This is a genomic window from Streptomyces sp. NPDC008317 (genome assembly GCF_042955955.1).
Taxonomy (GTDB): Bacteria; Actinomycetota; Actinomycetes; order Streptomycetales; family Streptomycetaceae; genus Actinacidiphila.
In genome coordinates, this window is the sequence record NZ_JBIBFQ010000002.1 from 1,019,981 (window position 1) to 1,046,321 (window position 26,341).

General features: G+C 72.3%; 19 protein-coding genes and 1 tRNA gene. 8 read left to right on the forward strand and 12 right to left on the reverse strand.

Annotation, left to right across the window (positions count from 1 at the left end; genetic code table 11):
• Positions 1 to 101: 101 nt before the first annotated feature.
• Entirely contained in the window at positions 102 to 1,787 is a 1,686-nt protein-coding gene (locus ACFY9V_RS09435; RefSeq protein WP_391160611.1) for a dynamin family protein, read from the reverse strand.
• Between the two features lie 339 nt (positions 1,788 to 2,126).
• On the opposite strand from ACFY9V_RS09435, the gene ACFY9V_RS09440 reads away from it, so the two are divergent.
• Positions 2,127 to 2,199: transfer RNA gene (locus ACFY9V_RS09440), tRNA-Arg, on the forward strand.
• Between the two features lie 255 nt (positions 2,200 to 2,454).
• Here the strand turns inward: ACFY9V_RS09440 and ACFY9V_RS09445 are convergent.
• Positions 2,455 to 3,192 carry an SDR family NAD(P)-dependent oxidoreductase gene (locus ACFY9V_RS09445; RefSeq protein ID WP_391160428.1) on the reverse strand — a complete coding sequence of 246 codons (738 nt, stop codon included), beginning with the start codon at positions 3,190 to 3,192 and terminating at the stop codon, positions 2,455 to 2,457.
• Between the two features lie 183 nt (positions 3,193 to 3,375).
• Here ACFY9V_RS09445 and ACFY9V_RS09450 point away from each other — a divergent pair, with 183 nt between their 5' ends.
• A complete protein-coding gene (locus ACFY9V_RS09450; protein ID WP_391160430.1) occupies positions 3,376 to 4,017 on the forward strand; it encodes a TetR family transcriptional regulator in 642 nt (213 codons plus the stop codon).
• A 232-nt stretch (positions 4,018 to 4,249) separates the two neighbouring features.
• The gene (locus ACFY9V_RS09455; RefSeq protein WP_391160432.1) at positions 4,250 to 5,155 is read left to right on the forward strand and encodes a zinc-binding dehydrogenase; all 906 of its coding nucleotides are present in this window, start codon (positions 4,250 to 4,252) and stop codon (positions 5,153 to 5,155) included.
• 131 nt (positions 5,156 to 5,286) lie between these two features.
• Here the strand turns inward: ACFY9V_RS09455 and ACFY9V_RS09460 are convergent, their stop codons facing one another.
• Complete coding sequence (locus tag ACFY9V_RS09460; protein ID WP_391160434.1) at positions 5,287 to 7,476, reverse strand: helix-turn-helix domain-containing protein; 2,190 nt, start codon at positions 7,474 to 7,476, stop codon at positions 5,287 to 5,289.
• Positions 7,477 to 7,606: 130 nt separating this feature from the next.
• Here ACFY9V_RS09460 and ACFY9V_RS09465 point away from each other — a divergent pair, with 130 nt between their 5' ends.
• From ACFY9V_RS09465 to ACFY9V_RS09475, 3 genes are all read left to right on the forward strand, one after another.
• Positions 7,607 to 8,431 (forward strand): nuclear transport factor 2 family protein, encoded by an 825-nt coding sequence (locus ACFY9V_RS09465; RefSeq protein ID WP_391160436.1) that lies wholly within the window; start codon positions 7,607 to 7,609, stop codon positions 8,429 to 8,431.
• Between the two features lie 192 nt (positions 8,432 to 8,623).
• The gene (locus ACFY9V_RS09470) at positions 8,624 to 10,003 is read left to right on the forward strand and encodes an MFS transporter (protein WP_391160438.1); all 1,380 of its coding nucleotides are present in this window, start codon (positions 8,624 to 8,626) and stop codon (positions 10,001 to 10,003) included.
• Between the two features lie 41 nt (positions 10,004 to 10,044).
• On the forward strand, positions 10,045 to 11,502 hold the full coding sequence (locus ACFY9V_RS09475) for an aldehyde dehydrogenase family protein (protein WP_391160441.1): 1,458 nt from the start codon (positions 10,045 to 10,047) through the stop codon (positions 11,500 to 11,502).
• Between the two features lie 167 nt (positions 11,503 to 11,669).
• On the opposite strand, the gene ACFY9V_RS09480 is transcribed toward ACFY9V_RS09475, so the two are convergent.
• From ACFY9V_RS09480 to pstC, 7 genes are all read right to left on the reverse strand, one after another.
• Complete coding sequence (locus ACFY9V_RS09480) at positions 11,670 to 12,461, reverse strand: ATP-binding cassette domain-containing protein (protein WP_391047183.1); 792 nt, start codon at positions 12,459 to 12,461, stop codon at positions 11,670 to 11,672.
• A gap of 109 nt (positions 12,462 to 12,570) precedes the next feature.
• Positions 12,571 to 13,569: a sortase domain-bontaining protein gene (locus tag ACFY9V_RS09485; RefSeq protein WP_391160443.1), complete on the reverse strand. Its 999-nt coding sequence runs from the start codon at positions 13,567 to 13,569 to the stop codon at positions 12,571 to 12,573.
• 257 nt (positions 13,570 to 13,826) lie between these two features.
• A complete protein-coding gene (locus ACFY9V_RS09490) occupies positions 13,827 to 16,079 on the reverse strand; it encodes an Ig-like domain repeat protein (protein ID WP_391160445.1) in 2,253 nt (750 codons plus the stop codon).
• Positions 16,080 to 16,233: 154 nt separating this feature from the next.
• Positions 16,234 to 18,990: a hypothetical protein gene (locus tag ACFY9V_RS09495; RefSeq protein ID WP_391160448.1), complete on the reverse strand. Its 2,757-nt coding sequence runs from the start codon at positions 18,988 to 18,990 to the stop codon at positions 16,234 to 16,236.
• Positions 18,987 to 20,783 carry a substrate-binding domain-containing protein gene (locus ACFY9V_RS09500; RefSeq protein WP_391160450.1) on the reverse strand — a complete coding sequence of 599 codons (1,797 nt, stop codon included), beginning with the start codon at positions 20,781 to 20,783 and terminating at the stop codon, positions 18,987 to 18,989. The genes ACFY9V_RS09495 and ACFY9V_RS09500 overlap by 4 nt, the downstream gene beginning before the upstream one ends.
• Positions 20,783 to 22,096: a phosphate ABC transporter permease PstA gene (gene pstA, locus ACFY9V_RS09505; RefSeq protein ID WP_391160452.1), complete on the reverse strand. Its 1,314-nt coding sequence runs from the start codon at positions 22,094 to 22,096 to the stop codon at positions 20,783 to 20,785. The genes ACFY9V_RS09500 and pstA overlap by 1 nt, the downstream gene beginning before the upstream one ends.
• Before the next feature lie 4 nt (positions 22,097 to 22,100).
• The gene (gene pstC, locus ACFY9V_RS09510) at positions 22,101 to 23,126 is read right to left on the reverse strand and encodes a phosphate ABC transporter permease subunit PstC (protein WP_355337106.1); all 1,026 of its coding nucleotides are present in this window, start codon (positions 23,124 to 23,126) and stop codon (positions 22,101 to 22,103) included.
• 574 nt (positions 23,127 to 23,700) lie between these two features.
• Here pstC and ACFY9V_RS09515 point away from each other — a divergent pair.
• Positions 23,701 to 24,192, forward strand: coding sequence for a MarR family transcriptional regulator (locus ACFY9V_RS09515; protein WP_391160454.1), 492 nt, complete (start codon positions 23,701 to 23,703; stop codon positions 24,190 to 24,192).
• A gap of 68 nt (positions 24,193 to 24,260) precedes the next feature.
• On the opposite strand, the gene ACFY9V_RS09520 is transcribed toward ACFY9V_RS09515, so the two are convergent.
• Entirely contained in the window at positions 24,261 to 24,620 is a 360-nt protein-coding gene (locus ACFY9V_RS09520) for a hypothetical protein (RefSeq protein WP_391046820.1), read from the reverse strand.
• 39 nt (positions 24,621 to 24,659) lie between these two features.
• The gene (locus ACFY9V_RS09525) at positions 24,660 to 25,079 is read right to left on the reverse strand and encodes a nitroreductase family deazaflavin-dependent oxidoreductase (RefSeq protein WP_355337100.1); all 420 of its coding nucleotides are present in this window, start codon (positions 25,077 to 25,079) and stop codon (positions 24,660 to 24,662) included.
• A gap of 171 nt (positions 25,080 to 25,250) precedes the next feature.
• On the opposite strand from ACFY9V_RS09525, the gene sigJ reads away from it, so the two are divergent.
• Positions 25,251 to 26,324 carry an RNA polymerase sigma factor SigJ gene (sigJ, locus tag ACFY9V_RS09530; protein ID WP_355337098.1) on the forward strand — a complete coding sequence of 358 codons (1,074 nt, stop codon included), beginning with the start codon at positions 25,251 to 25,253 and terminating at the stop codon, positions 26,322 to 26,324.
• Positions 26,325 to 26,341 lie beyond the last annotated feature (17 nt).

Consider the following 26,341-nt stretch of genomic DNA (forward strand, 5'->3'; position numbering starts at 1 on the left):
GGACGACGGGCCCGGGACACGTCCCGGCCCGTCCCCCGCCGCGTCCGTGGACCCGCTCGCCGCCGATCGTGCCGAACTGCCGGTCGTCGTGGCCACCGTGGTCACCTTTCCCTCTGGAGTACGGACAGCGCCGCGATCAGCGACGACTGCTGCCGCGCGGTCACGTCGTAGCCGTCGACCGGGGCCAGCCGCCGGTCCCGCTCGGCGCGCAGCAGCCCTGCGACGGCGTCGTCCAGCCGGTCGCGCGCGGTGTCGCGCAGCCGCAGCGCGGCCTGTACGCCGACGGTCTCGGCCAGGCGCTCACCCGCGGCGCTCCCGCGCTTGCCGCCGAGCAGCGCGGTCGCCAGCAGCGCGGCCACGTCCTCGGGGTCGACGGGCGGCCGGTCGGCGTCGCGGGCGGCCCGCGCCTGCGCGTAGGACAGTTCGGTCAGACCGCGGCGCCAGCGGCGTACGCCCTTGTCGATCCGGGCGGCGACGGCGACGCGGTCGCGGTCGGGCCGCGCGGAGGGCTCGCCGAGCAGCGCCGATCCGGCGCGGTCGCGCTGCCAGTTGGCGACGACGCGTTCGTCGGCGGCGTCGGTCTCGGTCCGCAGCAGGGCCGCGAACTCCTCGGCGAGCGCGTGCTGGAGGGCGTCGGGGCCGCACGCGGGGTAGCCCTGCCAGTGCGCGAGGGCCTCACCGGCCAGCGGGACGCCCGCGCCGATCGCGGTGTCGATCCGCTCCCCGGCCTGTTCGTACGCGTCCTCCGCGCCGCGCGCCAGGCGTACGGCGGCGGCGTGCTGGGCGGCGGAGGCGGAGGCGAGGGCGGGCAACCGGCCGCGCAGGGAGTCCAGTACGCCGACGGCGGTGCGCTGGGCGGCGTGCTGGCGGGCGGCCGGGTCCTGGGCGCAGTGCGCGAGCCATTCGCGCAGCGCGGCCACCGCGGTCTGCGGCAACAGGCCGCCGCCGCCCGCGGATTCGGGCAGTTCGGGGACGGTGAAGCGGGGTACGTCGCCCAGGCCCGCCTTGCCGAGCAGCGCCGCGTAGTGCCTGCCGACGTCGTCCGCGATCTGGTGCGGGACGCGGTCGAGGACGGTGGCGAGCGTGACGTCGTACTCCTTGGCGGTGCGCAGCAGATGCCAGGGCAGGGCGTCGGCGTAGCGGGAGGCGGTGGTGACCAGGACCCAGATGTCGGCGGCGCAGATCAGCTCGGCGGCCAGTTCCCTGTTGCGGGTGACGAGGGAGTCGATGTCGGGGGCGTCGAGGAGCGCGAGGCCGCGGGGCAGGCTGTCGTCGGTCTCCAGACGCAGTTCGGCGCCCCCGGATTCGCCGCGGTCGGTACGGTCGCCCCGGCCGCGCCGGTCGTCGTTCCGGTCGCCGCTGTCGCCCCGGCCCGGCCTGCCGCCCCCGGCCGCGCCGCCCGGACCCACCCGTTGGCGTACCGCCCAGGCCCTGTTGAGGCCCGGCAGGACGCGCGGGTCCGCGAACCAGGCGCGGTCCTCGGGGTGGCAGACCAGCACCGGGGTGCGGGTGGTCGGCCGGAGCACACCGGATTCGCTGACGCGGCGGCCGACAAGGGAGTTGACGAGGGTCGACTTGCCCGCGCCCGTCGAACCGCCCACGACGGCCAGCAGAGGGGCCTCGGGCGCCTTCAGCCGGGGCACCAGGTAGTCGTCGAGCTGGGCGAGCAACTCCTGTCGGGTACGCCGGGCGCGGGCGGCTCCGCGCAGTGGGAAGGGGAAGCGTGCGGCGTCGACGCGGTCGCGCAGCGCGGACAGCGCGTCGAGCAGCTCGGGCCGTACGTCCAAGATCGCCACACCCGCAGAATGCCCCATATTGGAGCATTTTTGAAGCGTATTTCGGGTAAATCACCCCATTCGGCCCGCACTACATGAAATGGGGCGGCCCATGGTGTCGATGGGGCAGAATGAGCCATCGGCATAACGAGTGCACAACAGCAGCGATCCGAGGCGTCAAAAGCGATGCACGTTCTGCACATGCCTGCGATTATCGGACCACTTCACCGAACCTCCACAACGTGTCACGCGGGTGAAGCAACCGGCGGCAGGCATGTAGCGCCCTATCCTTGACCTCGGTACAAGGTCACGGAACCACCCAGGGGCGGAGACAGCCGCGGCCACTGTCCGGCCCCCGTAGCTCAGTGGATAGAGCAGGCGCCTTCTAAGCGCTTGGCCGCAGGTTCGAGTCCTGCCGGGGGCACTCCTATCCGAACGGACCCTTCGGCTCGTCCCAGGATATTTCCGCAGGTCGGCCCTTTCAGGGCTTCCGTCGAACCGGTGACGCGGCAGGCGGTGTGCCACCGCCCTCATGTCCGGGAAGTCCGGTTGATGCTGGCTGGATCCGGCCATCTACGGCCGGCCGTCCCGCATGCTTGCCCGCCTCGCCCTCGAACTCGCCCACCACGCCACGCGGCCGCCGACCGGCGAGGACACCGGGCTCAACTCCTCGTCCGAATCAGCGGGTCTGATCGGTCGGTCGGATCAGGATCTCGTTGACCGCGACGTGGTCGGGCTGGGTGAGCGCGTACAGGACGGCGTCGGCGATGTCCTCGGCGTTGAGCGTCCGCATCGATTCGGCATAGGTCTTGGCGTAGTCCCGCAGGGCGGGGTCGGTGATGTGGGTGAGCAGTTCGGTCGCGACCATTCCGGGTTCGACGACGATCACCCGTACGCCCCGGGCGGTGACTTCCTGCCGCAACGACTCGGCGAAGGCGGTGACGCCGAACTTGGTGGCGGCGTACACACCGCCGCCCGCCGACGCGGTGCGCCCGGAGGTCGAGGAGATCTGGACGACGGCGCCCCTGCTTTCCAGCAGGTGGGGCAGGGCGGCATGGGCGGTGTACATCGATCCGAGCAGGTTGGTGTCGACCATGCGGCGCCACTCGGCGGTGTCCGCGTTCAGGATCGGTCCGTTGAGCATGACGCCCGCATTGTTCACGAGGGCGTCGAGGGCGCCGAAGCGGTCGACGGCGGCCGCGACCGCGTCCTGTACGGACTGACGGTCGGTGACGTCGAGCTCCAGGACCAGGAGTTCACCCGGCGCCTCCTGCGCGAGCGACGTCAGACGGTCCGCCCGGCGCGCTCCGACAGCCACCCGGGCGCCCGCCTTCGACAGGGCGAGCGCGGTGGCCCGGCCGATGCCCGAGGAGGCGCCGGTGACCAGTGCGGTCCTGCCGTCAAGGGTGCTGTTCATGTCTTCCTCCGGTGGTGCGCCGCGAAGACGGCGCGTGATGAAGCGGCGGTGATCCGCGAGGCGTCATGGCGACGGCGCGGCCGGCCCGACAGAAGGTGACCGCCGGGTCATATTGACCGTACACCTAAGCTGACCCGGCGGTCACCTTGCTGGTAGGCTGGACCTCCTGACCAGGGAGTACGCATGAGCGAGACGACAGAGACCGCAGGTCGGCGGGCGGACATGGTCCGCAACCGGCGTCTGCTGCTCCAGGCCGCGACGGAGGCGTTCGCCGAGCGGGGCACGGATGTGTCGATGGGCGAGATCGCCCAGCGTGCCGGACTCGCCAAAGGCACCGTGTTCCGGCACTTCGCCTCGAAGGAGGACCTGCTCGCGGCCATCATGCTGCGACTTCTCGACCGGCTGACCGGCACGGCGGAGCGCCTTGCCGACGCGGACGACGCGGCGCTGGCACTGGCGGAGTTCATGGCCGACGGCGTCGGGGCGCTGGCCGCCGACCGCGCCTTCTGTGAAGTGATCGGACGCCCCTCGCTGGATCACGCCGGGGTGCGGGACGGGATCGGCCGCCTCCGCGACGCGGCCGACGTGCTCACGGCCAGGGCGCAGGAGCAGGGCACCGTCCGCGGGGACGTCACGGGAACGGACATCGTGCTGCTCCTCGCGGGCATCCATCAGACGGCGGCGCCCCTGCTGGCCGCACAGCCCCAGGCGTGGCGCCGCTACCTCGAACTCGCCCTCGACGGGCTCCGTGCCACCGGCGCCCGTACGCTGCCGCATCGCCCGGACCACCTGGACCTCGGCGAGAACGCCGCCGCGCGGTCCTGACTCGCGGACCCTGGCTTTCTGTCGCCTGGCCGGACGCCTACCCGGAGATCACCGGAGACGAGGCCGTCAAGGGTCTGATCACCGTCCGTGGCTCCACACCGCGGGCTCCATCGCGGGCCTACGCGTCCTCTGCCCCCCTGACTGCCCGACTTGCCTCTGACACTGATGTCAGGTTTTAGCCTGGTCGATGTCAAGGCACACCAAGCCGTCGGGACGAACAAGGCAGGACATCATGCGCGCAGCCCGGTACCACGAGTACGGCGGTACGGAGACCCTCACGGTCGAGAAGGTCCAGGACCCGCTGCCGGGTCCCGGAGAGATCCGCGTCGCCGTCGTGGCGGCCAGCGTCAACCCCGTCGACTGGAAAGTGCGCAGCGGGGAGGTGCGCGACGTACTCCCAGTGGACCTGCCCGCGATACCTGGCCGCGACGCCGTGGGCCTGGTGGACATGATCGGGGAGGGCGTCACCGGAGTGAGCGTGGGCGACCGCGTCTTCGGGCTGGGCGGAGTCACGGGGGCGACGGCGGAGCTGGCCGTGCTCTCGGCGTGGGCGCCCGCGCCCGCCGCGTGGACCGACGAGCAGGCGGCCGGGGCGGGTCTGGTGTCCGTGACGGCGCTGAGCGGGCTCAAGGCGCTCGGCCCGCTCGCGGGGCGCACCCTGCTCGTCGAGGGCGCCGCCGGAGGCGTCGGCGGCGCGGCGGTCGAGATCGCGGTCGCCCTCGGAGCCACCGTGATTGGAACCGCCAGTGAGCGCAACCACGCCTTCCTCACCTCACTCGGGGCCCTTCCCACCACCTACGGTGCCGGCCTGTCGGAGCGTCTCGCCGACCTGGCCCCGAACGGGGTCGACCTCGTGCTCGACGCCGCCGCCTCCGGCTCCCTCCCCGACCTCATCGAGATCGCCGGCGACCCCGCCCGCGTGCTGACGGTCGCCGACTACGCGAACGCGGAACGTCTGGGGGTCCGTATGGCCAACGCGGTGAACGATTCCACGCTTCTCGCCGAAGCGGCCGCGCTCGGCGAGCAGGGCCGGTACGCACCGCGCATCGAACGGACCTTCCCGCTGGAGGAGATCGCGCGGGCCCATGCCCTCTCCGAGCGCGGACATGTGCGGGGAAAGATCGTGATCCTCATCTGACGTCGGCCGTACGCGGTCCGAGGGGGCGCGGCTCCCCGGCGCCGTCGACGGTCTCGAATCCCGCCACCCCCCCCTCGCGGGAAACCTCCGGACACCGACCGGACACCGCCGGTACGGGCGGACGGCTCAGCTCAGTCCCGGCCCGAGACGGTGTCGGCGCGCCGGACGAGCTCCCGGAACCGCTCGCCCAGCTCATCGGTGTCCCGCAGGGGTGCGTCCGGCCCCGCCGAGTCCTCCCACCACCGCGCTGACGCCAGGTCATCGAGGTCCGCCGCCACGGCCGCGGCCACGCCCGCCAGGCGCGCCCGGTACTCGTCCTGTTGGGGGCCCAGCTCGCTGGCGACGGCGAGCATCGAGGCCGCGTCGGTCAGGCGCCCTTCGCCGCGGGCCGCCTGCGCGCACTCCGCGAGGACCGCGGCCACCGAGAACTCGCTGCCCAGCTCCCGCGCCGTGGCCGCGGCGGCGCGCCAGTGCCGCGCCGCCGCGGACCGGTCACCGCGCAGCAGCGCGCCGTCCCCGCGGCCGATGAGCACGTGCACAGCCGCCCACACGTCGCGTTCGACGTCGAGGCGCGCTTTGACGTGGGCCTCCGCCCTGGCCAGCAAAGACACCGAAGCGTCGAAGTCCTCCAGACGCAGCGCCGCCGCCGCCGCGAAGATCGCCGCTTCCGCGGCCAGCGAGGTGTCGTCGATCCGCTCGGCCAGCCGCATCGCCCGCTCCGCGGTGGCGAACAGGTCCGCGGCGACGCGGTGGAACCCGGCACGCGCCACCAGCCAGCGGGCCCGGCCCCGCTCGCTCAGGTCGTGCTCACGCAAGCGTTCGGCCCAGTCGAGGCCCTCGTGGGTGTGCCCGGTCATCCACAGCGGCAGCCACACCGACCACAGCAGTTCGGCGGCGTCGTCGTGCCGACGGGAATCGACGAGGTGATCGAAGCCGAGCCGCAGCACATGGCGATCCGCCTCAACCTCTACGACGGCGGTCAAATCGCCGCGGCCACGGATCCGCGCACCCTGTTCGCGCGCTGCCCGCAAGGCCCATTGGGCCACGCTCCGACGGATGTGGTGGCGGTCGTTCGGCCCGAGTGCCTCGAACACGTACCGGCGGACCGGTTCCAGCAGCCGGAACCGCGCGACCGGTCCCGCGTCGGCGCCGCGGGTGACCAGGGAGTGCTCGACCAACTCGGCGAGCGCGCCCACCGCGTCCGACGCATCCGGCGCGGCGACCGCCTCGACGATGTCGAGGGAGAAGCTGCCCGGGACCATGGCGAGCCGGGGAAGCAGTCGCCGGGCCGCGGGTCCGAGCATCCGGCAGCTCCACTCGACGGTGGCCGCCATGGTGCGTTGCCGCGCCGGCAGGTCCCGCGGGCCGGCCACGGGCAGATCCGCCAGCTGATCGACCCGCTTGAGCAGTTCCCGTGGTCCGAGGCGGGCGGCGGCGGCAGCCAGGAGCTCGATGGCCAGCGGCAGCCCGTCGGCCCGTCGGCACAGCAGCGCGACGGCGGCGTCGTCCCCGCTCCCGGTCGGCGGCGCGCCGGCGGCGGTGAGCCGCTCGCCGAAGAGCCGGACGGCTGCGGCCGGGCCGAGGGGAGCGATGCGCACCTCACGTTCCCGCCGCACCCGCAGCGGGACGCGGCTGGTGGCCAGGATCACCGCGTCGTGGGATGCCGTCAGCAGCTCGGCCAGCTGCGGGCCGCAGGCCGTGACGCGCTCCAGGTTGTCGAGGACGAGCAGCGCCGACGTGCCGGTGAGGTGCGCGGCGAGGCCGGTCACCGTGTCGCTGTGGGAGCCCGCGGAGCGGGACACGGCGGCGATGGCGTCGTCCGGGTCGGTGACGTCGGTCAGGTCCGCGAAGTACACAGCCCCCGGATGGTCCGCGGCCACCGCGTCAGCCGCCGCCAGCGCGACGGTGGTCTTGCCCACCCCGCCGGGGCCGGTGAGCGTCACCAGCCGGCCCGGCGCGGTGCGCAGGGCGGCGACGATCTCGGCGACCTCGCCGTCCCGCCCGATCACCGGGACGGCCGGGGGTGACGGCGGGCGGGGTGTCAACGTGCGGGCCGGCATTTCGGACGCCCCGTCCCCGGCCCGGCCCAGGATGGCCAGCAGCGCCATGCGGTCCGCTTCGCGGAGCTGGAGCGCCGAGGCCAGCGACCGCACCGTGTGCGGCTGGGGCCGGGTCCGCCGCCCCCGTTCCAACGCGCTGACCGCCTCGACGGAGAGTCCCGCGGCGGAGGCCAGCTCCTGCTGGGTCAGCGACCGGGCTTCCCGCAGGCCGCGCAGCATGGCCGCGAAGCTGGTCGTCTTCGGCCCCGGCCAGTCGTTCATGACTTCGATTATGCCTGTCAGGGCCGGGACGCCGTCCGGGCAGTGTCCGGGCGGTGTCAGGTCGCCCGGCGGCACCCCGGACCTCCATGCTCGACGGTGACAGAGCGAACCAGAACTAGGAGATCGCCGCATGCTCCCCCAGGCCCTCCACGCACTACGCGAAGCGATCAACTCCCACGTGCCGGAGCGGATCGCCGACTGCTTCACCGACGACTACGTGGCCGAACGACCGCTGCGACCGGCCGAGGGATTCGTCGGCTCCGACCAGGTCGCCGCGAACTGGACGAAGATCCTGGCCGGCTTGCCCGACATACGGGCCGAGGTCCTGCGCCATGCGCAGAACGGCGACGAATCGTGGTCGGAATGGGAGATGCGGGGCACCGCCCCGACCGGGGCGACGGTCGTACTGCGCGGCCCGGTAATCCTCACCGTCCGCGACGGACGGATCGCATGGGCCCGGTTCTACCCGGACCCGGTCACCACGGACGGCGGTCCGACCCACACCACCGTCTCCCGCGTGCTGCACGCCCCGGCCGAACAGATCTTCGCGGTGCTGCGCGACCCCCGGCGCCACGTCGAATTCGACGCCACCGGCCGCCTCAGGCACGCCGAAACCTCCCGCCCGGTGGACGCCGTCGGTGACACTTTCGTCATGGCCATGCACAGCGAGCTCGGTGACTACCGGACCGAGAACCACGTCGTGGCCTTCACCGAGGACCGTGTCATCGCCTGGGCGCCCGGCCACCCGGGGCAGCGCCCGCAAGGTCACCGCTTCACCTGGAAGCTCGCCCCGACCGGCGAGGGCCACACCGAGGTGACCCAGACCTACGACTGGGCAGCGGTCACCGACCCGGCAGTGGTGCCCCGCCTGCCGATGGTCTCCGCCGACGAGCTCGAGGGGTCGTTGACCCGCCTGGCCGCGGTCGTCCCACCCGCGCGCGACGTCGCGTCATAGCCGTATTCCGAGACCCGCGACTCAGTCTCGACGGCGACGTCATCACAGCGGCCATCGGACCCGCGGATCACCCCGCCGACCTGCCGTTCCTCGGTGGTTCGTGATCCGCGGGGTCCGATGGCCAGGTGGCGGGATCTCACGTGCCCGAGAAGGCGCGATCGCCAGTCTCAGGACGGAAAGCGAAGGCCAAACATGACATCTCATCGGTTGGCCCTGCCGGTCTTGTTGACCGGAACCTTCATGGGATTCCTGGACTCTTTCATCGTGATCGTCGGTGTTCCGTCGATCGCCGAGGACCTGAAAGCCTCGATTGCCGACACGCAGCTCGTTCTCTCGATCTACGTCGTGACCTACGGAGCCGCGCTGGTGATCGGCGGACGGCTGGGAGACCGGTTCGGCCGGCGCCTGATGTTCGGCATCGGGATGGCGGCCTTCACGCTCTTCTCCCTGGGCTGCGCACTCGCTCCCAGCCTCCTGGTGCTCGTCGCCATGCGCGCGTTTCAAGGCTTCGCGGCCGCGGTGATGCTGGCCCAGGTGCTCGCCACGATCCAGGCGGTGTACGAGGGCGAGCCGCGTCGCCGTGCGGTGCTGGCCTATACGACGGTGCTCGGCGCTGCCGCGACGCTCGGTCAGCTGATCGGCGGCGGGCTGCTGGCCGTGGACATCGCCGGCGTGGGCTGGCGTGCGCTCTTCGCGATCAATGTGCCGATCGGCCTTGCCGCGCTGCTTCTCGTCACCAGGGCGATCCCGGAGACGCGCGCGCCCGAGCCTGTGCCGGTCGACGTGCTCGGCGGCGGCGTACTGGCCGGCGCATTGATCCCGTTGCTGCTGGGCCTCGGCCTCGGGCCCGACCACGGCTGGCCCTGGATCGCGTGGGTGCTGCTCGGCGCGGGTGCCGTGATCGCGACGGCGATGCCCGGAGTTGAGCGCCGGGCCGCCGCTCCGCTGCTGTCGAGGCGGCTCCTGCGACAGAGGTCGATCCGGCTCGGGCTCGTCGCCACCGTGGCGTTCTACGTGGGCAACAGCGCGACTTTGCTGGGAATGACCTTGTACCTGCAGGAGGGGCTCGGGATCGGCGCGCTCGGAGCGGGGCTGGCGTACCTTCCGCTCGGCGTGGCGTACATGGCGACGACTCTCGCGGCCCGTCGGCCCGGTGCCCCCACCGGTCCCCCGGCGATGCTGTGGGGCTCACTGGTCATGTTCGCCAGCCTCGTCGCCGCGATCTGCGCCGCGCTTGCCGGAGCGGGAGCGGTCGTCATCGCGCTGATGACGGCGGGCTTCGGCGCGGGGATGGGCTTCGCCTACCCGGCGATCATCGCCTCCGTACTCGCCCGTGTACGGGAAGGGGACGAGGGCGCCGCGTCGGGTGTCCTGCTCACCACCACGCAGGTGGCCAACGCGGTGGGTTTCGCGCTCGTCAGCGCCGCCTGGAAGGCCACCGGCTCCCTGGCCGCGTCCCTGTCCATCGCGGCCGTTCTCCTGACCGGTGTCGCCGCGGTCGGGCTCCGGCTGCGCTCCGGGGACACCGGCAAGCAGCCTTCGTCCCGCCTTGAGCCGAGCGAGACGTCGTGACCCCGCGAGGAACCGCAACATCCATCAGAGAAGGAGCAACGATGCTTTTCCCTTCGAACGAGACGAACCTCCTTCACCACACGTTCGCCCACCTGATCGACGGCGAGCTGGTGCCCGGAGCCGCCGCCTCGCAGATCATCGACCCCGGGAACGGGGAGGTGATCGCCACCGCCGCGGCCGCCGACGAGGACCAGCTCGAGCTCGCGGTCAAGGCCGCGAAGACCGCCTTCCCGGCCTGGCGCGCGACGCCGTTCGCCGAACGCGCCGAGGTCGTACGGAGGATCGCCGACGCGGTCGAGGAGCACTACGACGAATTCTTGCGCATCCTGGCGCTCGAACTGGGCAAGCCCCTGCCGATGCTGCGTGAGCTGGATCTGGACTGGACGCTCAGGTGGGTCCGTCACTTCGCCGAACTCGACCTCTCGCCCGACGTGGTGCACTCGGACGCGCAATGGAGGGTGGAGCGCCACTACCAGCCGATCGGTGTCGTCGCCGCGATCGTCCCGTGGAACATGCCGCTCTTCCAGAGCCTGTACAAGGTCGTGCCGGCCATCCTCGCGGGCAACACGGCCGTCCTCAAGACCGCGCCGACCTCGCCTCTGCACGCCCTGTACCTGGGCGAGTTGCTGCGGGAGATCGTGCCTGCGGGTGTCGTGAACATCCTCGGCGACAACAGCCCCGACAAGAGCGTCGGCCCCGCGCTGGCCAACCACCCGGACGTCGGCATGGTGTCGTTCACGGGCTCGACAGCGGCCGGGCGCAAGGTCCTGGAAGCCTCGGCCACGACGATCAAACGAGTGGTGCTGGAGCTCGGCGGAAACGACTCGGCGATCATCATGCCCGACTCCGACGTGGAGAAGGTGGCACCCGAGATCTTCACCTGGACGTTCTCCTACGCCGGGCAACTGTGCGTGGGCATCAAGCGGATCTTCGTCCCCGACGCGATGTACGAGCGGTTCGCCGAGATCTTCGCGGAGCTCGCGACGTCCAAGGAGCTGCGTCACAGCCTCGACCCCGAGGCCGATCCCGCGTTCGGTCCCGTGCAGAACGCCGCCCAGTTCGAGCGGGTCAAGGAATATCTCGAACTGGCCCACAAGGACGGCACGGTCATCGCCGGCGGGGCCGTGGACCCGCGCCCCGGCTACTTCGTCCCGCCGACCGTGGTCCGCGACATCAGCGATGACAGCCCCCTGGTGCGGGACGAGACCTTCGGCCCGGTGCGCGCGCTTCTGCGCTACGCCGATCTCGACGAGGCGGTGGCCCGGGCCAACGACACCGGCTACGGGCTCGGCAACTCCGTCTGGGGACCGGACATCGAGGCCGCGGCCGAGGTCGCCGCGAGGCTCGACAGCGGCACCGTGTGGATCAACACCCACGTCGGGGGCTTTCCCGACGTGCCCTTCGGCGGGATCAAGGAATCCGGTATCGGTGCGGAGTTCGGGATCGAGGGGCTGAAGGAGTTCGTCGAGAACAAGGTCGTCTACGTCCCCGTGTCGTGACGCGTGGGTCCGCCCAGCTGCCCCCGCGGCTGGGCGGACCGGCGTCGGCACGCCCGGCGACTGCGGCTGTTCGGTCGCGCACGTCACCCGCGACCGCGTCAGGCCCGTCGGGACGGCGGCGAACATCCGGTCCGGGACGCGTGTGACGACGAGGGCGGCGCGGTAGGTCAGCCGAAGCGGCCGTTGACGTAGTCGGCGGTGCGGGTGTCCTGGGGGTTGGCGAACATCGCCTCGGTGGGGCCGTGTTCGACGATGCCGCCGGGAGTGCCCTGTTCGGCGAGGAAGAAGGCGGTGTTCTGGGAGACGCGGGCGGCCTGCTGCATGTTGTGGGTGACGATGACGACGGTGACCTCATCGGCCAGTTCCCTGATGGTCTCCTCGACGCGGCGCGTGGACGTCGGGTCGAGGGCGGAGCAGGGCTCGTCCATCAGGAGCACGCGGGGGCGGATCGCCAGCGAGCGGGCGATGCACAGCCGTTGCTGCTGGCCGCCGGACAGGGCGCCGCCGGGCTGCCGCAGCCGGTCCCTGACCTCCTTCCACAGGCCCGCGCGCGACAGGCACTCCTCGACCAGCAGGTCCTTGGTCTGCCGCGAGGCGCGGGTGCCGGTCAGCCGCAGTCCGGCCAGCACGTTGTCGTAGATGCTCATGGCGGGGAACGGGTTCGGCTTCTGGAACACCATGCCGATGTGCCGCCGGGCCTCGGTGAGCGGGCGGCCCGCCGCGTAGATGTCGTCGCCGTCGAGCAGGACCTCGCCGCCCATGGCGGCGCCGGGGATCATCTCGTGCATCCGGTTCAGGGTCCGCAGGAAGGTGGACTTTCCGCAGCCGGACGGGCCGATCAGGGCGGTCACGCGGCCGGCGGGCATGGTCAGCGAGACCCGGTCGAGGACCTTGTGCGTGCCGAACCATGCGGAGATGCCCCGCGCGTCCAGGGTGGCGGCGCCCGGTCCGCGCGGCACGGCGGTCTCGGGCGGGACGGTCGCGGGCAGGGCGACGGTGGTCTCTTCGGGGGTGGCGATGTCGGTCACGGCGGGCACCTCGGGCAGTACGGGGCGGACGGTGGGCGGGTCAGAGGAGGTTGGGGAGCAGGCCGGTGACCTGGTCGGCGACCTGGAAGCCGACGACGGCGGTCAGCGGCAGGAAGACGATCCACGTCTGGTGGCGGCCCCAGCGGTGCCAGGCCCACACGGCCGCGACGGACGCCGCGAGCAGCGCCTGGAGCCACATCACGAGCTTCCACAACTCGCTGGTGGAGGTGCCCATCGGCTGCTCGTCGGCCGGGACGGAGCCGGGCCGGATGACGGCGTCGGGGGTGTCGGCGGTCTTCGACACCAGGTCGGCGTCCACGCGCAGCACACCGCTGGGCAGATACGCGGGGCCGTCGGCGGTGACCAGCACCAGCCGGCCGCCTCCCGCGGCGGGCTGCGCCGGGGCCGGGTCGCCCGCGCGGCGGGCGTCGAGCACCCGGAACCGGTGGCGGCCCTGTCCTGTGGTGACGGTGAAGGTGTCGCCCGGCCGCAGCCGGTCGAGCGCGCCGAACGGTCCGCCGTACGCCGCCGCCCTGCCCATCAGCACGCTGCTGCCGGACTGGCCGGGCAGCGGGGTGTCGCGGCGGTGGCCGACGCCGCCGGTGAGCACGTCGGCCGAGGTTCCCTCCGCCACCACCTCGCGCAGGTGCAGCCGGGGGATCTCCAGCAGCGCGAGCGGTGTGCCGGGCGCGAGCAGCCGGCCCCGCTCGTCGGTCTGGCCGACCGGCACGGTGCCTTCGGCGAGGCTGGCGCGCAGCGCGTCGAACCGGTCCTGCTGCGCGGACCTGTGCTGCAACCCGCTGAGTACGACGAGGTTGGCGGCCAGGCCGAGCAGCAGCACGGCGAGCGCGAGCAGCGCGCCTGCGGCGAGCTGACGGGCGGCGGGCCGCCGGGGCCGGGGGGCCGGGGCGGCGACCGCGGCGGGCTCCTCGGCGGGCGCGCCGCCGGGCGTCTCGGCCCGCGTCACCTCCTCGGGCTGCTCGGCCGGTGCCTCGGCGGAACGCGCCGCCCGCGGCGGAGTCTGGTCGGTGACCGTCACGGCGGCCTGCCTCCTCGGGATGTCCAGGGCTGGATGGGGGTGTACGGGGCTGGATGGGGGCGTGCGCAGCGGATGGGAGCGTGCGGGGCTGGACGGTGGTGTGCGGGGCGAAAGGTCCATGAGGTCACGGCGGTTCACGCGACAGGGGCGCACCGGGCGATACCGGAAGCGGGCGGCGGCCACCCGTGCGCGAGGCACCCGTGCGCGGGTCTCCCGCCCCGGCGGACGGGTGCCGTCCGCCGGGGCGGGAGCCGGGGTCACTTCGCGGTGACGGCGAACGACTTGCTGCCGGTGTTCACGGTGGCCGAACCCGAGTACCGCAGCGTCAGGACGTGCTTGCCCTTCTTGGTGAGCTTGGCCAGCGTGACGACGGCCTTGCCGTTCTTCAGGGTGGCGGTGCCGACGACCTTCTTGCCGTCGTAGATCCGGACGAAGCCGGTGGGGGTGACGCCGTTGGCGGTGACGGCGACGGTCACCTTGCCGCGGGCCGAGGTCTTGACGCCGGCCGGGGCCTTCGTCGCGATGCGCGGCGCGGCCTTGACGACCGTGACCTTGTAGGTGGCGGCGGCGGTGTTGAGGCGGCTGTCACCGCCGTAGGACAGGGACAGGGTGTGCGTGCCGACCTTCAGCGTCCTGGGCAGCGTCAGCCACGCGCGGCCGGTCTTGTCCAGGCCGACCGTGCCGAGCGTGGTCTTGCCGTCCTTGACGACGACCTTGCCGGTGGCGGTGGCCGGGCCGGTCACGGCGACGGAGAGCCGGCCGGAGGTGCCGTAGGCCGGCTTCGCCGGGGAGACGCCGACGGCGACGCGGGCGGCGGCCTTGGTCACGGTGACCTTGGCGGTGGCGGCGGAGGCGTTGAGCCTGCTGTCACCGGCGTAGGACAGGGACAGGGTGTGGGCGCCGACCGCGAGGGTCTTGGGGAGCGTCAGCGACGCCTTCCCCGCCGCGTCCAGGGTCAGCGTGCCGAGGGTGGCCGCGCCGTCCTTGACGGTGACCTTGCCGGTGGCGGCGGACGGGCCGCTGACGGCGACGGCGAGCTTGGCGGCGGTGCCGTACGGGACGCTCGCCGGGGAGACGGCGGGGGTGATCTTCGAGGCGCCCTTCGGGACCTCGCTGACCGTGCCGGCCACCGTCACGCTCGGGCCGTCGCCGACCAGGTTGGAGGCGTAGACCTCGGCGGTGTACGCGCCGGGGGCCAGGGTCGCGGTCACCGAGGTGGCCGGGGCCTTGAGGTCGGTGCTGAAGGCGACGTCGCCCGCGCTGTCGGTGATCCGCACGCGGTAGTCGGTGACCGGCAGCGCCGGGTCGGCGGGCGCGGTCCAGCTCAGCGTGAGCTGGCGCGGGGCCGGGGCGGTGGCGGCCAGCGCGCCGACCGCGGCGGGCTTGATCAGCGAGGAGCTGTTGGTCTCCAGGCCGCCCGCCTTGGCGTGGCCGCGGACGGAGGTGTCGATGCTGCCGTTGTAGGGCTCGTTCTGGAAGCCGAACGCGGCGATGGTCTTCTCGGCCACGTCGGACGCGATGGCCGCCTTGTGCGCGCCGGCGCTCACGAAGGTGTCGTACAGGCCCTTGTCGAAGAAGGCGCTGGAGGTGTCGATGGCGCGGGTGGGCACCACGTTGTAGACGTCGCGGCCGAAGGTCGGGTCGTCGTAGTAGCCGCCGAACGGGGACAGCTTGTCGTCCGCGCCCTTGACGACGGGGCTGACCGGGGTGCCCGCGCCGAGGTCGAGGGCGCCGATGAAGGCGCCGTTCTGCGCGGCGGCGGTGCTGCGGTCGGGGGCGGTGTGGTTGTTCTGCGCGATCCAGCTCGCGGCGGAGAAGGGGACGAGGTCGCCGTCCTTGAGGATGACGCCGTTGGCCTGGTTCTCCTCGACCGTCTTGCCGTTGTCGTCGGTGCCCTTGACGTTGCTGCCGAGGTTGACGACGCCGATGGCGCTCAGGAAGAACTTCCGCGTGCCGGAGCTCGACTGCGGGATGAACGGCCGCACGGGGTGTCCCGCGACCGTGGTGACCGTGCCGGAGTAGATCTCGTTGAGCTGGGTGCGCGTCAGGTTCTTCAGGAAGTCGCCCTTGGCGACGTAACCGACCGCGTCCCGGCCGAACGGGATGTACGTGAGGGTGGTGCCCGCGGTGGAGGGGGCGCCGGAGGAGCGCGCGAAGTCCACCTGGCCCGCGATGTTCACGGTGCCGCCCGGGTCGGTGTCCCCGATCAGCGAGGCGCTGAGCGCCTTCTGTCCCGCGCCCGAGCCGTTCGGACGGGTGAAGGTCACGCCGTTCGCACGGGTCTTGATGGTGGCCGAGCCCGTGGCGTCGTACGACGCGACGTCCGGCAGCGCCGTGCCGGCCAGCGCGTTCAGCACGTCCTGCGTCGTGTCGGAGCCGACGCCCACGTACGTGCCGAAGGTGCCGGGCGCGGGGTCGGCGAAGGCCGGTGCGGCGACCGTGAGGGTACCGGCCGCGATGGCCGCGGTCATGACCGCCGCGATCGTGGCGATGGGGCGCTTGGTGCGCATATCTCTGTCTCCTGATCGGGGACTCGTACTGCGTGACGGGTGGGGACCCGCCGGAGCCGGATGGCCGGTCTGGCAGGGTGGAGCCCGTCGTTCGCCCCGACTGAGACTCGGGGCGAACGACGTGTCTGGTGGGTGGCCCGGCGCGCGGGCCGGTTCAGCCGCCCGGTCGCCGACGTGGCGGGCGCAAGCCGCGCAGCCGGGCGGGGACGGTCGGCCGCGGGATGGTGAGGGAGCGTCCGCCGGGCAGGCTCAGCCGCAGCGGCAGCCGGGTACCGGCGGCGAAGGGCGCTCCCAGCGCGGCGAGCAGCCCGATGCCGGCCCCGATCGGCACCGCGAAGCGCAGCGCGGAACCGGGGTCGGAGGGCGTGATGCCGCCCGCGACCGGCACGGTCGCCGGGGAACCGGTCGCGGCGGTGGGGCTGGGCGACGCGCCGGGCTTGCCGCCGGGGGCGGTGTGGCCGCCGGTGCCGCCGTCCGCGCTCCCGCTCCCGCCGTCGGAGCCGCCGGCCGTACCGCTGCCGCCGCCGTCACCGCCCGTGCCGCCGCCGGAGCCGGTGCCGCCGTCCGCGGCGCCCGGTTCGGTCTGCGGGGCGCCGGAGCCGCCGGGGCCGGGGGCCGGCTTCCAGGTCTCCAGGGCGGTCGCGGCCGTGGCCGCCTCGGCCCGCAGCGCGGACGGCAGCGGCGCGTAGCCGACCGGCAGCGTGCCGGGGGCGGTGCCGGGCACCTGGCCGCCGCCCGAGGCGTACCGCAGCAGGTCCGCGTACTGCTTGCGGGCGGTGGGCGCCAGTTCGGCCGGGCGGACTGCGCCGTAGACCAGCATGCTCAGCGGGTAGACGCCCTTGGCGTTCGCGGTCGGGTCGATCCGCCGTACGCCGTCGGCGGCCTTCGCCTTGTCGGCGGCGGCCACCAGGGCGGCCCTGGTCGGTGCGGTGAACTCGCCCGCGGGGTTGCGCAGCCGGGCGGTCTGGAGGCCGAAGCGGGCGGCGGAGGCCGCGTCGGTGATGGTCAGCATGAAGCGCTGCCCGGCGACCTGCGGGCCCGGCGTCTTCCAGACCGGCGGGGTGGCCAGCGGGTCCCAGTTGGACTTCCAGAGCTGGTCGCCGCGGCGGGTGCGCAGCGCGCCGGTGTAGAGGTCGTCCACGTACGGGTGGAAGTCCGTCATCTTCTGCTTCTGGCTGTCCGGGGCGCCGCTGCCGGGCGGGACGGTCTCCCAGTTGTCGTTCTTGGGGAAGTCGTCGCGGTCGGCGGAGAAGGCGTAACCGGTGGGGTTGAGGTCGCCGTTGGAGCTGAAGAAGGGGTTGACGCGCATCCCCCAGTCGTCCGGCACTCCCGCGAGGAACTGCCGGGCCTGCCGGTCGGCCAGCACCCACGTCCACACCTGCCTGGCCAGGTCGCTGTGGCCGAAGGCGGTGATCAGGTCGGTGTCGGTACTCGGGTTGGAGGCGACCGACAGGTCCGCGAACTCCTTGTTGTACGCGAGGAATTCGGGGTCGGTGAGCAGTCCGCCCGGATTGTGCAGCGCCCAGTCGTAGCCCTTGGCCGCGGTCAGCCGGGGTCCGCCGTCGTCGTATGTCGTACGGACCGCGCCCCAGGGCGAGTTGCGGTACGACTCGGTGAGCAGTTTGGCGACCAGCCGCGGGGTGAGGTCGAGTGAGCCGACCCGGGTGCCCGCGCGTTTCCTGACGTCGGCGGGCGCGTCGGAGCGGGGCTGGCGCTCGATGCTGAAGCCGATCACGGCGGCGGACAGCGCGACCGGCGCGTAAGTGATGGTGTCGGCGGGCCGGGTCTCGCCGGTGACCGGCAGGGTGGTGAAGACCAGGCTGTCGCCGGAGTCGGTGAGCTGGCCGCGCGCCTCGGAGTCGCCGACGGTGGTGTAGCCGAAGACCGTGCCGGTGCCGCAGAGCTTGGCCTGCCAGCTCCCCATCGCGTCGGAGACCAACTCGCTGCCGGTGGTGTCGACTTCCCGCGCGCCCATCGCGCAGGTCGCGCCGACCGGCTGGAAGTCGAGCCGGACCGCGATGCGGTTGCGCCAGTTCGTGGAGGACACCGGGGAGCCCGCGTTGACCTGGGTGCGGTCCTGGTAGGGCTTGCCGTCCAGGTCCAGGTGGCCCTGCGGGACGATCACCAGCCAGCAGGAGCGGCCGGTGACGGTGCCGTCGGGGTGCTTGACCGGGGCGCCGCAGCCCAGGTGCGGTGCCTCCTCCTTGGTCTGCGCTTCGACGTACTCCTGCCCGGTGCCGTCGGCCCCGGTGCGGCCGAAGTCGATCTCGTTGGTGGTGTTGTAGCTGTAGAAGCGGTTGTTCTGGGTGTCGCTGGTGACGACGGTGCCGTCGATGGACTTGAACGGCACCTCGCCGCGGCCGAAGGGGCGGCCCGCGCCGTACTTGTCGTCCTCGCCGTAGCTGCCGGGGTCCGCGCTGTACGAGACCTGCCGGGTGTCGTCCGCCTGGTTGCCGGGCCAGGTGTTACGGCCGGTGGTGGGCGACGCGCCGAACTGGCACTGGGTGCGCGGCGGTCCGGGGTTGCCGGGGACGGCGCCGTCGTCCTCGCCCCAGCACTGCATGATCTGGACGAAGTCGGTGTTGAACTGGGTGCCGGCGAAGGTGGTGGGCACCCCCCCGGTCCAGGACACGCTGATCGCCTGGTTGGCGAGGTCGCGGGTCTGGCTGACGCGGAAGCGCATGTCGGCGAATTCGCCGCGGCCGGAGACGGTCACGGCGGACGACTGGGCGGAAGGGCTCGACTGGGCCGCCCGCACCGACGCGGCCGACTGCGCGGCGACCGGCCGCAGGTCGGTCAGCAGGGCGGGGGCCGCCTGGGCCGCCGCCGCGCCGAGGACGGCGCCGAGCAGGGCGCCGGTGAGCAGGCGCCGGACGAGCCGGCGGCCGAGGGACTGTCGCGGGGTCGTCACGGCGTGTCCTCCTTGCGGTCGGTCGAGGCGGTGCGGTCGGCCGGGGCCTTGCGGGCGCTCAGGGCGCGGGAGGTGGCGGCCGGTGCCAGGACCAGCCCGACGACGAGCAGCGCCGCGAGGAGCATCAGGGTCTGGGTGCCGCCCCAGCCGTTGTGGCCGCCGACGGCGACCGGCTGCGCGAGCACGACCTGATTGCCGCTGCCGCCGCCGTTCGCACCGCCGTCGCCTGAGCCGCCGCCGGACGAACCGCCGTTCGGGGAGCCGCCGTTGGACGCGTCGACGGGCAGGCCGGTGTCCGGGTCGACGGCGCCCGAGCTGTTGCCGCCGCCCCCACTGCCCGATCCGCCGGTGCCGCCGTTCCCCGTACCGCCGGAGCCGCCGCCCGAACCGCCGCCGCCCGTACCGCCGTTGCCCGAACCGCCCGTGCCGTTGCCCGAACCGCCGCTCGTACCGCCGCCGTTGGAGCCGCCGGACGATCCGCCGGAGCCGCCGGTGGACGCGCCGCCGCTGCCGGTGGTGCAGGGCGCGGCGCCCTGCTTGTCGCAGTCCTGCGGGAAGGGCGCCGACTTGGCGAGGGTGTTGGTGCCGTCGGTGCTGAAGGTCGGGTTGTGGCAGCCCTTGACGTTGATCGTCTGGGTCTGCGCGCCCGGGATGCGGCGGATCTGGTCGAAGCCCGCCTGCACCAGGTTGATCGGCAGCGGCGAGTAGCCGAGCTTGGGCGCGTACTGCTGGCCCTGGCACATGAAGTAGTACGAGAAGGCCGCCAGCGTGGTGCCCTTGGCCTGGGTGAACTGCCCCTGCACCTTGAGCGGCAGGATCATGTACGAGTAGCTGGACAGCGGATAGTTGCGCTTGTCGGTGTCGGTGTAGACGCCGCTGAGGTCCTGCGTGAGGTAGTCGGGCGAGTTCTTCTCGGTGTTGATCCGCGCCTTGACCAGCGACACCGCGACGTTGGCGGGCGTCGGCTCGGTGTAGTAGCCCGCGTGGTTGAGCACCTTCGCGACGGGGAAGTGCGCGTTCTTGGCGTAGGAGTAGTTGACGTAGCCGATCGCGCCGTCGCCGTAGTCCTGGGCGACGTAGCCCGCCACGCCGAGGTCGCCCGCCTGGGAGATCATGCCGGGCACCGGCGGGTAGTAGGACGTCGAGCCGCAGGCGCCCGCGCGGCCCACCTTGGCGCAGTAGGTGTTCCACAGCGCGGTGTGCTGCTTGGCCATCCACAGCGTGAACTGGGCGCTGGAGCCCGAGCCGTCGGAGCGGACCACCGGCACGATCTTCTTGGCGGGCAGTCGCAGGCCGGGGTTGTCGGCGGCGATGGCCGGGTCGGACCAGTTGGTGATGGCGCCGGTGAAGATCTTGGTGACGTTCTCGCCCGACAGCCGCAGATTGGTCAGCCGCTTCCCGTTGACCTTGAGGTTGTACATGAACACGGTGCCGCCGGCCACGATCGGCATGTACGCGTAACTGCCGTTGGTCGGGTGCTCGGGCGCGGAGCCGTCGGTGGGGTTGGTCTGGAAGGGGATGTCGGAGACCGCGAAGTCCACCGTCCCGTTGAGGAACTGGTGCCGGCCGTCGGAGGAGCCGGTCTGCGCGTACTGGATCTCCATGCCGTACTGCTTGACGTTGCGCCGCCACTGGTCGACGGCGTTAAACGCCCAGGTCGATCCGGCGCCGGACAGCGGGACGTAGCTGTCGGCCGCGGCGGCGCGCTGGACGCCGGGGCCGAACACCGAGGTGACCAGCAGGGCGAGCAGGGCCATGAGCAGGGCGGCCGGGGCTGAGGTGCGGCGGGGCATCAGGAGTTCTCTCCGGGAAGCGGGGATCCGGCCGGGTCTGCGGCGGGAGCGAACAGCGAGGGGCGGGGGGCGCGCAGGTCGTCGAAGCGCTCGACGTCGCGGCGGGAGGCGCGGGCGGCGCGGCGGCCCTGGCGCTTGGAGAGCTGGCCGGGGCCGCGCCCGCCGATCAGCCGGGCGATGGTGAAGAGCACCAGGACCAGCAGCATCAGCACGGCCGCCGCGCCGAATCCGCGGGCCACCATGGCCGGTTCCGGGGATTTGACGAAGGTGAACACGGCCAGCGGCAGCGACAGCATCGGGCCGTTGGTGGGGTCGGCGTTGACCGCGGTGGCGTATCCGGCGGTGAGCAGAACGGGCGAGGTCTCGCCGATGCCGCGCGCGGTGCCGAGGATGACGGCGGTGGCGAGCCCGGAGCGCGCGGTGGGCAGCACCACGTGCCAGACGGTGCGCCAGCGGGGGGCGCCGAGCGCTTCCGCGGCCTCGGTGAGATTGCCGGGGACCAGGCGCAGGACGACGTCCGAGGCCCGGATGATGATCGGCAGCATCATCACGCTGATCGCGAGTCCGGCCGCGAGACCGGACTTGGGGAAGTGCAGGATCAGGATCCAGGTGGCGTAGATGAACAGCCCCGCCACGATGGAGGGCAGGGCGGTCATCGCCTCGACGATGGTCCGCACGAAGCGCGCGAACCGGCCGCGTGTCTGGTTGAGGTAGACCGCGCAGGCGATGCCCAGCGGGATGGTGACGGCCAGGGCGATGGCGATCATGATCAGGCTGCCGAGCATCGCGTGGGTGATGCCGCCGACCGTGATCGGGTCGAGCGGGCCCGCGAGCTGCATGTCCTGCGTGAAGAAGTTGCCGTGCGGCAGCGCCTCGCGCCCCCGCCACAGCGTGAAGCCGACGACGAGGACCAGGGCCGAGAACAGCAGTCCCGCGGCGGACCAGAGCACGACGGTCATGAGCCGGTCGCGGACCGCGGGTCCGTCGTGCTCCAGCGAGCACAGCAGGGCGTACGCGGCGAGGAAGACCAGGTAGGTGACGGCCGCGAAGCCCAGCGGGCCGGAGAGCGGGGCCAGTCGGCCGAAGAGGAGGAGGGCGGTGCACAGGCCGGTGGCGGCGGCGCCGAGGACGTTGAGCACCGCGCCGCGGGCGACGCCGCCCAGGGCGCGCCGTCGCTGTGCGGCGTCCGGGGCGTCGGCCGGCTGCCGTACGACGACGGTGGTGGCGGCGGGCGGGTCGGCGGCGGCCGTTGTGGCGGCGGCTGCGGCGGCGTTCGTGGCGGCGGTGGCGGGCTCGGCCAGAAGGTCCGTCATGTCGTCACCCCTCGCTCAGCGAGCCGGAGCGGGACCGCGCGACGATCGTGGACGCGGTGAAGTTGACGACCAGGGTGAGCAGGAAGAGGGCCAGGCCCGCGGCCATCAGCGCCGACATGCCGAAGTCCGAGGAGTCGCCGTAGTGCAGGGCGATCAGCGAGGAGACGGAGTTCGAGCCGGTCTGGAGGATGTGGGGCTGGATCTGGAAGACCGGGGAGATGATCAGGTAGACCGCGATGGTCTCGCCCAGCGCCCGGCCGAGCCCCAGCATCGTGCCGCCGATCACGCCGCCCAGGCCGTACGGCAGCACCACCGAGCGGATCATGCCCCAGCGGGTGGAGCCGAGCGCGTAGGCGCCCTCCCGCTCACCGGCCGGGGCCTGCGCGAAGACCTCGCGCATGACCGAGCACATGATGGGGGCCACCATCATCGCGACGACGATTCCGGCGATGAAGGTGGAGGCGGTGTACACGCTGGCGGAGGAGAGGGGTTCGCCCGGCTCGACGCCGTCCACGCGCAGGAAGGGCACCCAGTGGAACCAGGTGGACAGCCAGCGGGACAGGCCGATCACATGGCCCTGGAAGAAGAACAGGCCCCACAGGCCGTAGACGACGGACGGCACGGCGGCCATCAGGTCGACCATCGCGACCAGGGTGCGGCGCACCCGGCGCGGCGCGATCTCCGAGATGAACAGCGCGGTGCCGACCGCGAGCGGCAGCGCGAAGCAGACGGCCACGGCGGCGATCAGCACGGTCCCGGTGAGGACGGCGGCGATGCCGAAGTTGTGGACGTCGGGCTGCCACTGCGCGGTGGTCAGGAACGCGAAGCCGCGTACCCGCAGCGCCTGGCTCGCCCGTAGCAGCAGGAACAGGCCGACCGCCGCCATGATCGCCAGTACGGCGACACCGGCGGCCGTGAGCTGCCCGCGGAATATCCGGTCCCCGATCCCCTTGGCCGCCCGCAGCCGCCGGGGGGCGTCGTCGCCCCCGACCGACTCGGGCGTGCGGGACACCACTTGTGTGGATGTCACGTGTCGTTCTCCCCCCAGCGCTCCCGCGCGCCGAATGGCGTCGCGTTGCGAGGAGTGAACGGGGCCTCAATGGCCGAATGACACTGTTCACCTGAGGAGAAAATGAACAACAGATAGTGAGAAGTTGTGAGTGGCCTGTGGAGGTTGTCCAATGTCCGACAAAACTACCCATCTCCCGCTCGGTTGCCTTATGCACCTAGCAACTTGCCTGCCCAGAAGGGGTGTTGAGAGGGCGCTCGGCGCGCGATACGGGCGGGACCGGTGGTGTTGGCGGGCGATGTGAGCACGGAGGGTGACGAGCGACAGGGGGCTCGATCCGGCCACATTGGGGCACGAGCCCACGGTTGCCGGGAGGCGCACGCCTGCTACCGGCAACGGGCACCGCGCGAGGCGCGGAGGATTCGGGGAGAGCCCTACGAGTTTGTAAAGGACCTGTGAGAGGGTGTCCGCCTGAACCCCGCCGATATTCGCCGCCCGACCGGGGCCGAAGGCTCCAGCGGTCGACCAGCGGACCGAATCGGGGGTTGGGGTAGTTTCATATCTCCGCGTGCTATCGATGCGAGGAACGTTGCGTATGGATTCCACACTGCCCGGAGCCGCGTCGACAATACGGCGGCGGAGGCGACTGAACACGAGGATCAAGGACGCGCTGCGCGATCTCTCCGTCCAAATGGCGTTGCTGAACCATCGGGTCGGCACTCATCTCGGCCTGCGCGACGCCGACTTGGAGTGCCTGGACCTGGTCAGCCGCTTCGGGCCGATCGGACCGACCGCGCTGTCGAGGCACGCGGGCCTGCACCCGGCCACGCTGACCGGCGTGCTCGACCGGCTGGAGCGCGGCGGCTGGGTGGTCCGTACGCCCAACCCCAGCGACCGGCGGGCGGTCCTCGTCCAGGTCATCAAGGAGCGCGAGACCGAGACGGCCGAGATGTTCGCCGGGCTCAACAAGTCGATGGACGTGATCTGCGCGGACTACGACGACGCCGAACTGGTGCTGATCGCCGACTTCCTGTCCCGCGCGGCGCGGGCGGGACGTGAGGCGACCGACGAACTCGCCGACCGCTGACGGGCCGACGGCCGGCCGCCGGTCGTCCTCACCTCACCCGACCTCACAGGCCGCCGGCCGTCCTCACCTCACCTGCCGCCGGCCGCGCGGCGCTCCGGGTGCCAGCGCGGCGCCGCGTCCAGGCAGCCGTCGTACGGGTCGCCGGGACCCGGCAGGTCCTGGCTGCCCCGCAGCGCCCGCAGCTTGCGCAGCACGCCGGGATCGTCGAGGCCGCCGGGCCTGCGACGGGCCGCCGCGGCGACCGCGCGCGGGCCTGAGCCCTCGGTGGGCGCCGCGCCCTCCCACCAGTGCTCGCCGCGCCCGCGCCACCACTCGGACGACGAGACGCCGACGGTCGTCGAGCCCAGCGAGATCAGGGCGCGCAGCAGCCGGTCCCCGCAGAACCGGGCGGCGGCCCGGCCGAAGGCGCGCCAATTCGGTGCGGGCATGCGCGATCACTCCTCCTCACGCGTCTTCACCGATCGTGCTCAGACGCGCTCGGCCGTGACCCCGGTCCCGGTCTGCGCCGTGGTCTCGACGATCTTCAGCGAGATGAACTCGTCGATGCGCAGCCGCTGGAGCGCCCAGCGCAGCACGGCGGGGATGTCGGGGTTGTCGTCGATGTACACCTGCGGCGCGACCACCGGGACGCGCTTGCCGCGGGTCTTGATCTCACAACCGCCCGCGGCCACCACGTTCTTGACCCAGTCGGACTCCGCGCCGTACGGGAGGGACAGGATGAAGTGGCCGTTCTTCTTGAAGACCTTGACCGGCGTGCGGTACTCCCGGCCGGACTTGCGGCCCTTGTGGTACACCGCGCCGAACCCCGGCATGGCGGGGAGGATCCGGCCGACGATCCGATTGCCGAAATACTTGTTCACGCGCGCCAGCCGCCGCTTAACGGACATGACTGTGCTCCTTCTTTGAGGGACTCGCACGGGGAAAAAGAACGGAGAAAAGAGAGAAGAAAAACGACAGCGGTCGGTAATAGCGCAACATCTTTACCGGCCGATGTCACACTCGGACGGGGGCCCTTCATCTCAGGTGACAGGAGCGCGCGTCACACTGGGAGGCCCACCATGTCCGACAACCCGGCGGAGCTGCCCGACGACACCGCCACACGGGTGTTCGTGGGTCATCGGGAGTTACTGTTCTCGGTGGTCTACAACCTGCTAGGCAGCGTCTCGGACACCGAGGACGTCCTTCAGGAGACCTGGCTGGCCTGGGCGCGGAGAGTCCGCCAGCCGCACGCCGAGGAGATCGACAACCCGCGCGCGTACCTGGTGCGGATCGCGGTCAACCAGGCGCTCGCCCGGCAGGCCACGATCAGCCGCCGCCGCGAGACGTACATCGGACCCTGGCTGCCCGAGCCGTTGATCACGCAGATTCCGGAAGCGCGGAACACCCCGCAGGCGGCGCAGGCGACGGACGCCGCGGAATCCGCGCTGCGCAACGAATCCGTGTCCATGGCACTGTTGGTCATTCTGGAGACGCTGACTCCGCTGGAACGCGCGGTGTTCGTGTTGCACGAGGTGTTCGGTTACGCGCATACCGAGATCTCCGAAATTCTCGGCCGCAGCCCGTCCGCGATTCGCCAACTCGCGCACCGGGCCCGCGAACACGTCCAGGCCAGGCGGCCCCGCTACCAGGCCGACCCGCACCTCCAGCAGCAGGTCACCGAGCGCTTCGTGGCCGCCGCGCTCGGCGGCGACATCGCCGACCTGATGAGCCTGCTCGCGCCGGACGTGACGATGTGGACCGACGGCGGCGGCAAGGTCCGCTCCGCGCTGCGCCCGGTCACCGGCCGCGACAAGGTCGCCCGGCTGCTGAACGGTTACGCCACCAGCCGGCTGCCGGAAGCCCTCGACATCCGCTACCGGCACGTCAACGGCGACCCGTCCGCCGTGGTCTTCTCCGGCGACTCCCCCTACGCGGTCATGGTCATGGACCTCAATCCGAGCAACGACCAGGTCACCGACATCTATCTGGTCACCAACCCGGACAAGCTCTCCCGCGTACGGCTGGACGGTCTGGACGACGGGGACGAGGACACGGCCGCCGGACAGATCGAGGCCGCCGAGCCGAGGAAGGCGATCGAGCCCGGCGACGACGGCCGCGACGGCCGCGACGAGTCCGGACCGCGGGCGGGCTGAGCCGAGCGGCTGTCCCG

What these genes read in the sequence shown, in the direction of transcription:
- ACFY9V_RS09445 (WP_391160428.1), bottom strand. Translation starts at nt 3,192, where the DNA reads ATGAACAGCACCCTTGACGGCAGGACCGCACTGGTCACCGGCGCCTCC.
- ACFY9V_RS09450 (WP_391160430.1), top strand. Translation starts at nt 3,376, where the DNA reads ATGAGCGAGACGACAGAGACCGCAGGTCGGCGGGCGGACATGGTCCGC.
- ACFY9V_RS09455 (WP_391160432.1), top strand. Translation starts at nt 4,250, where the DNA reads ATGCGCGCAGCCCGGTACCACGAGTACGGCGGTACGGAGACCCTCACG.
- ACFY9V_RS09460 (WP_391160434.1), bottom strand. Translation starts at nt 7,476, where the DNA reads ATGAACGACTGGCCGGGGCCGAAGACGACCAGCTTCGCGGCCATGCTG.
- ACFY9V_RS09465 (WP_391160436.1), top strand. Translation starts at nt 7,607, where the DNA reads ATGCTCCCCCAGGCCCTCCACGCACTACGCGAAGCGATCAACTCCCAC.
- ACFY9V_RS09470 (WP_391160438.1), top strand. Translation starts at nt 8,624, where the DNA reads ATGACATCTCATCGGTTGGCCCTGCCGGTCTTGTTGACCGGAACCTTC.
- ACFY9V_RS09475 (WP_391160441.1), top strand. Translation starts at nt 10,045, where the DNA reads ATGCTTTTCCCTTCGAACGAGACGAACCTCCTTCACCACACGTTCGCC.
- ACFY9V_RS09490 (WP_391160445.1), bottom strand. Translation starts at nt 16,079, where the DNA reads ATGCGCACCAAGCGCCCCATCGCCACGATCGCGGCGGTCATGACCGCG.
- ACFY9V_RS09500 (WP_391160450.1), bottom strand. Translation starts at nt 20,783, where the DNA reads ATGCCCCGCCGCACCTCAGCCCCGGCCGCCCTGCTCATGGCCCTGCTC.
- pstA (WP_391160452.1), bottom strand. Translation starts at nt 22,096, where the DNA reads ATGACGGACCTTCTGGCCGAGCCCGCCACCGCCGCCACGAACGCCGCC.
- ACFY9V_RS09515 (WP_391160454.1), top strand. Translation starts at nt 23,701, where the DNA reads ATGGATTCCACACTGCCCGGAGCCGCGTCGACAATACGGCGGCGGAGG.
- ACFY9V_RS09520 (WP_391046820.1), bottom strand. Translation starts at nt 24,620, where the DNA reads ATGCCCGCACCGAATTGGCGCGCCTTCGGCCGGGCCGCCGCCCGGTTC.
- ACFY9V_RS09525 (WP_355337100.1), bottom strand. Translation starts at nt 25,079, where the DNA reads ATGTCCGTTAAGCGGCGGCTGGCGCGCGTGAACAAGTATTTCGGCAAT.
- sigJ (WP_355337098.1), top strand. Translation starts at nt 25,251, where the DNA reads ATGTCCGACAACCCGGCGGAGCTGCCCGACGACACCGCCACACGGGTG.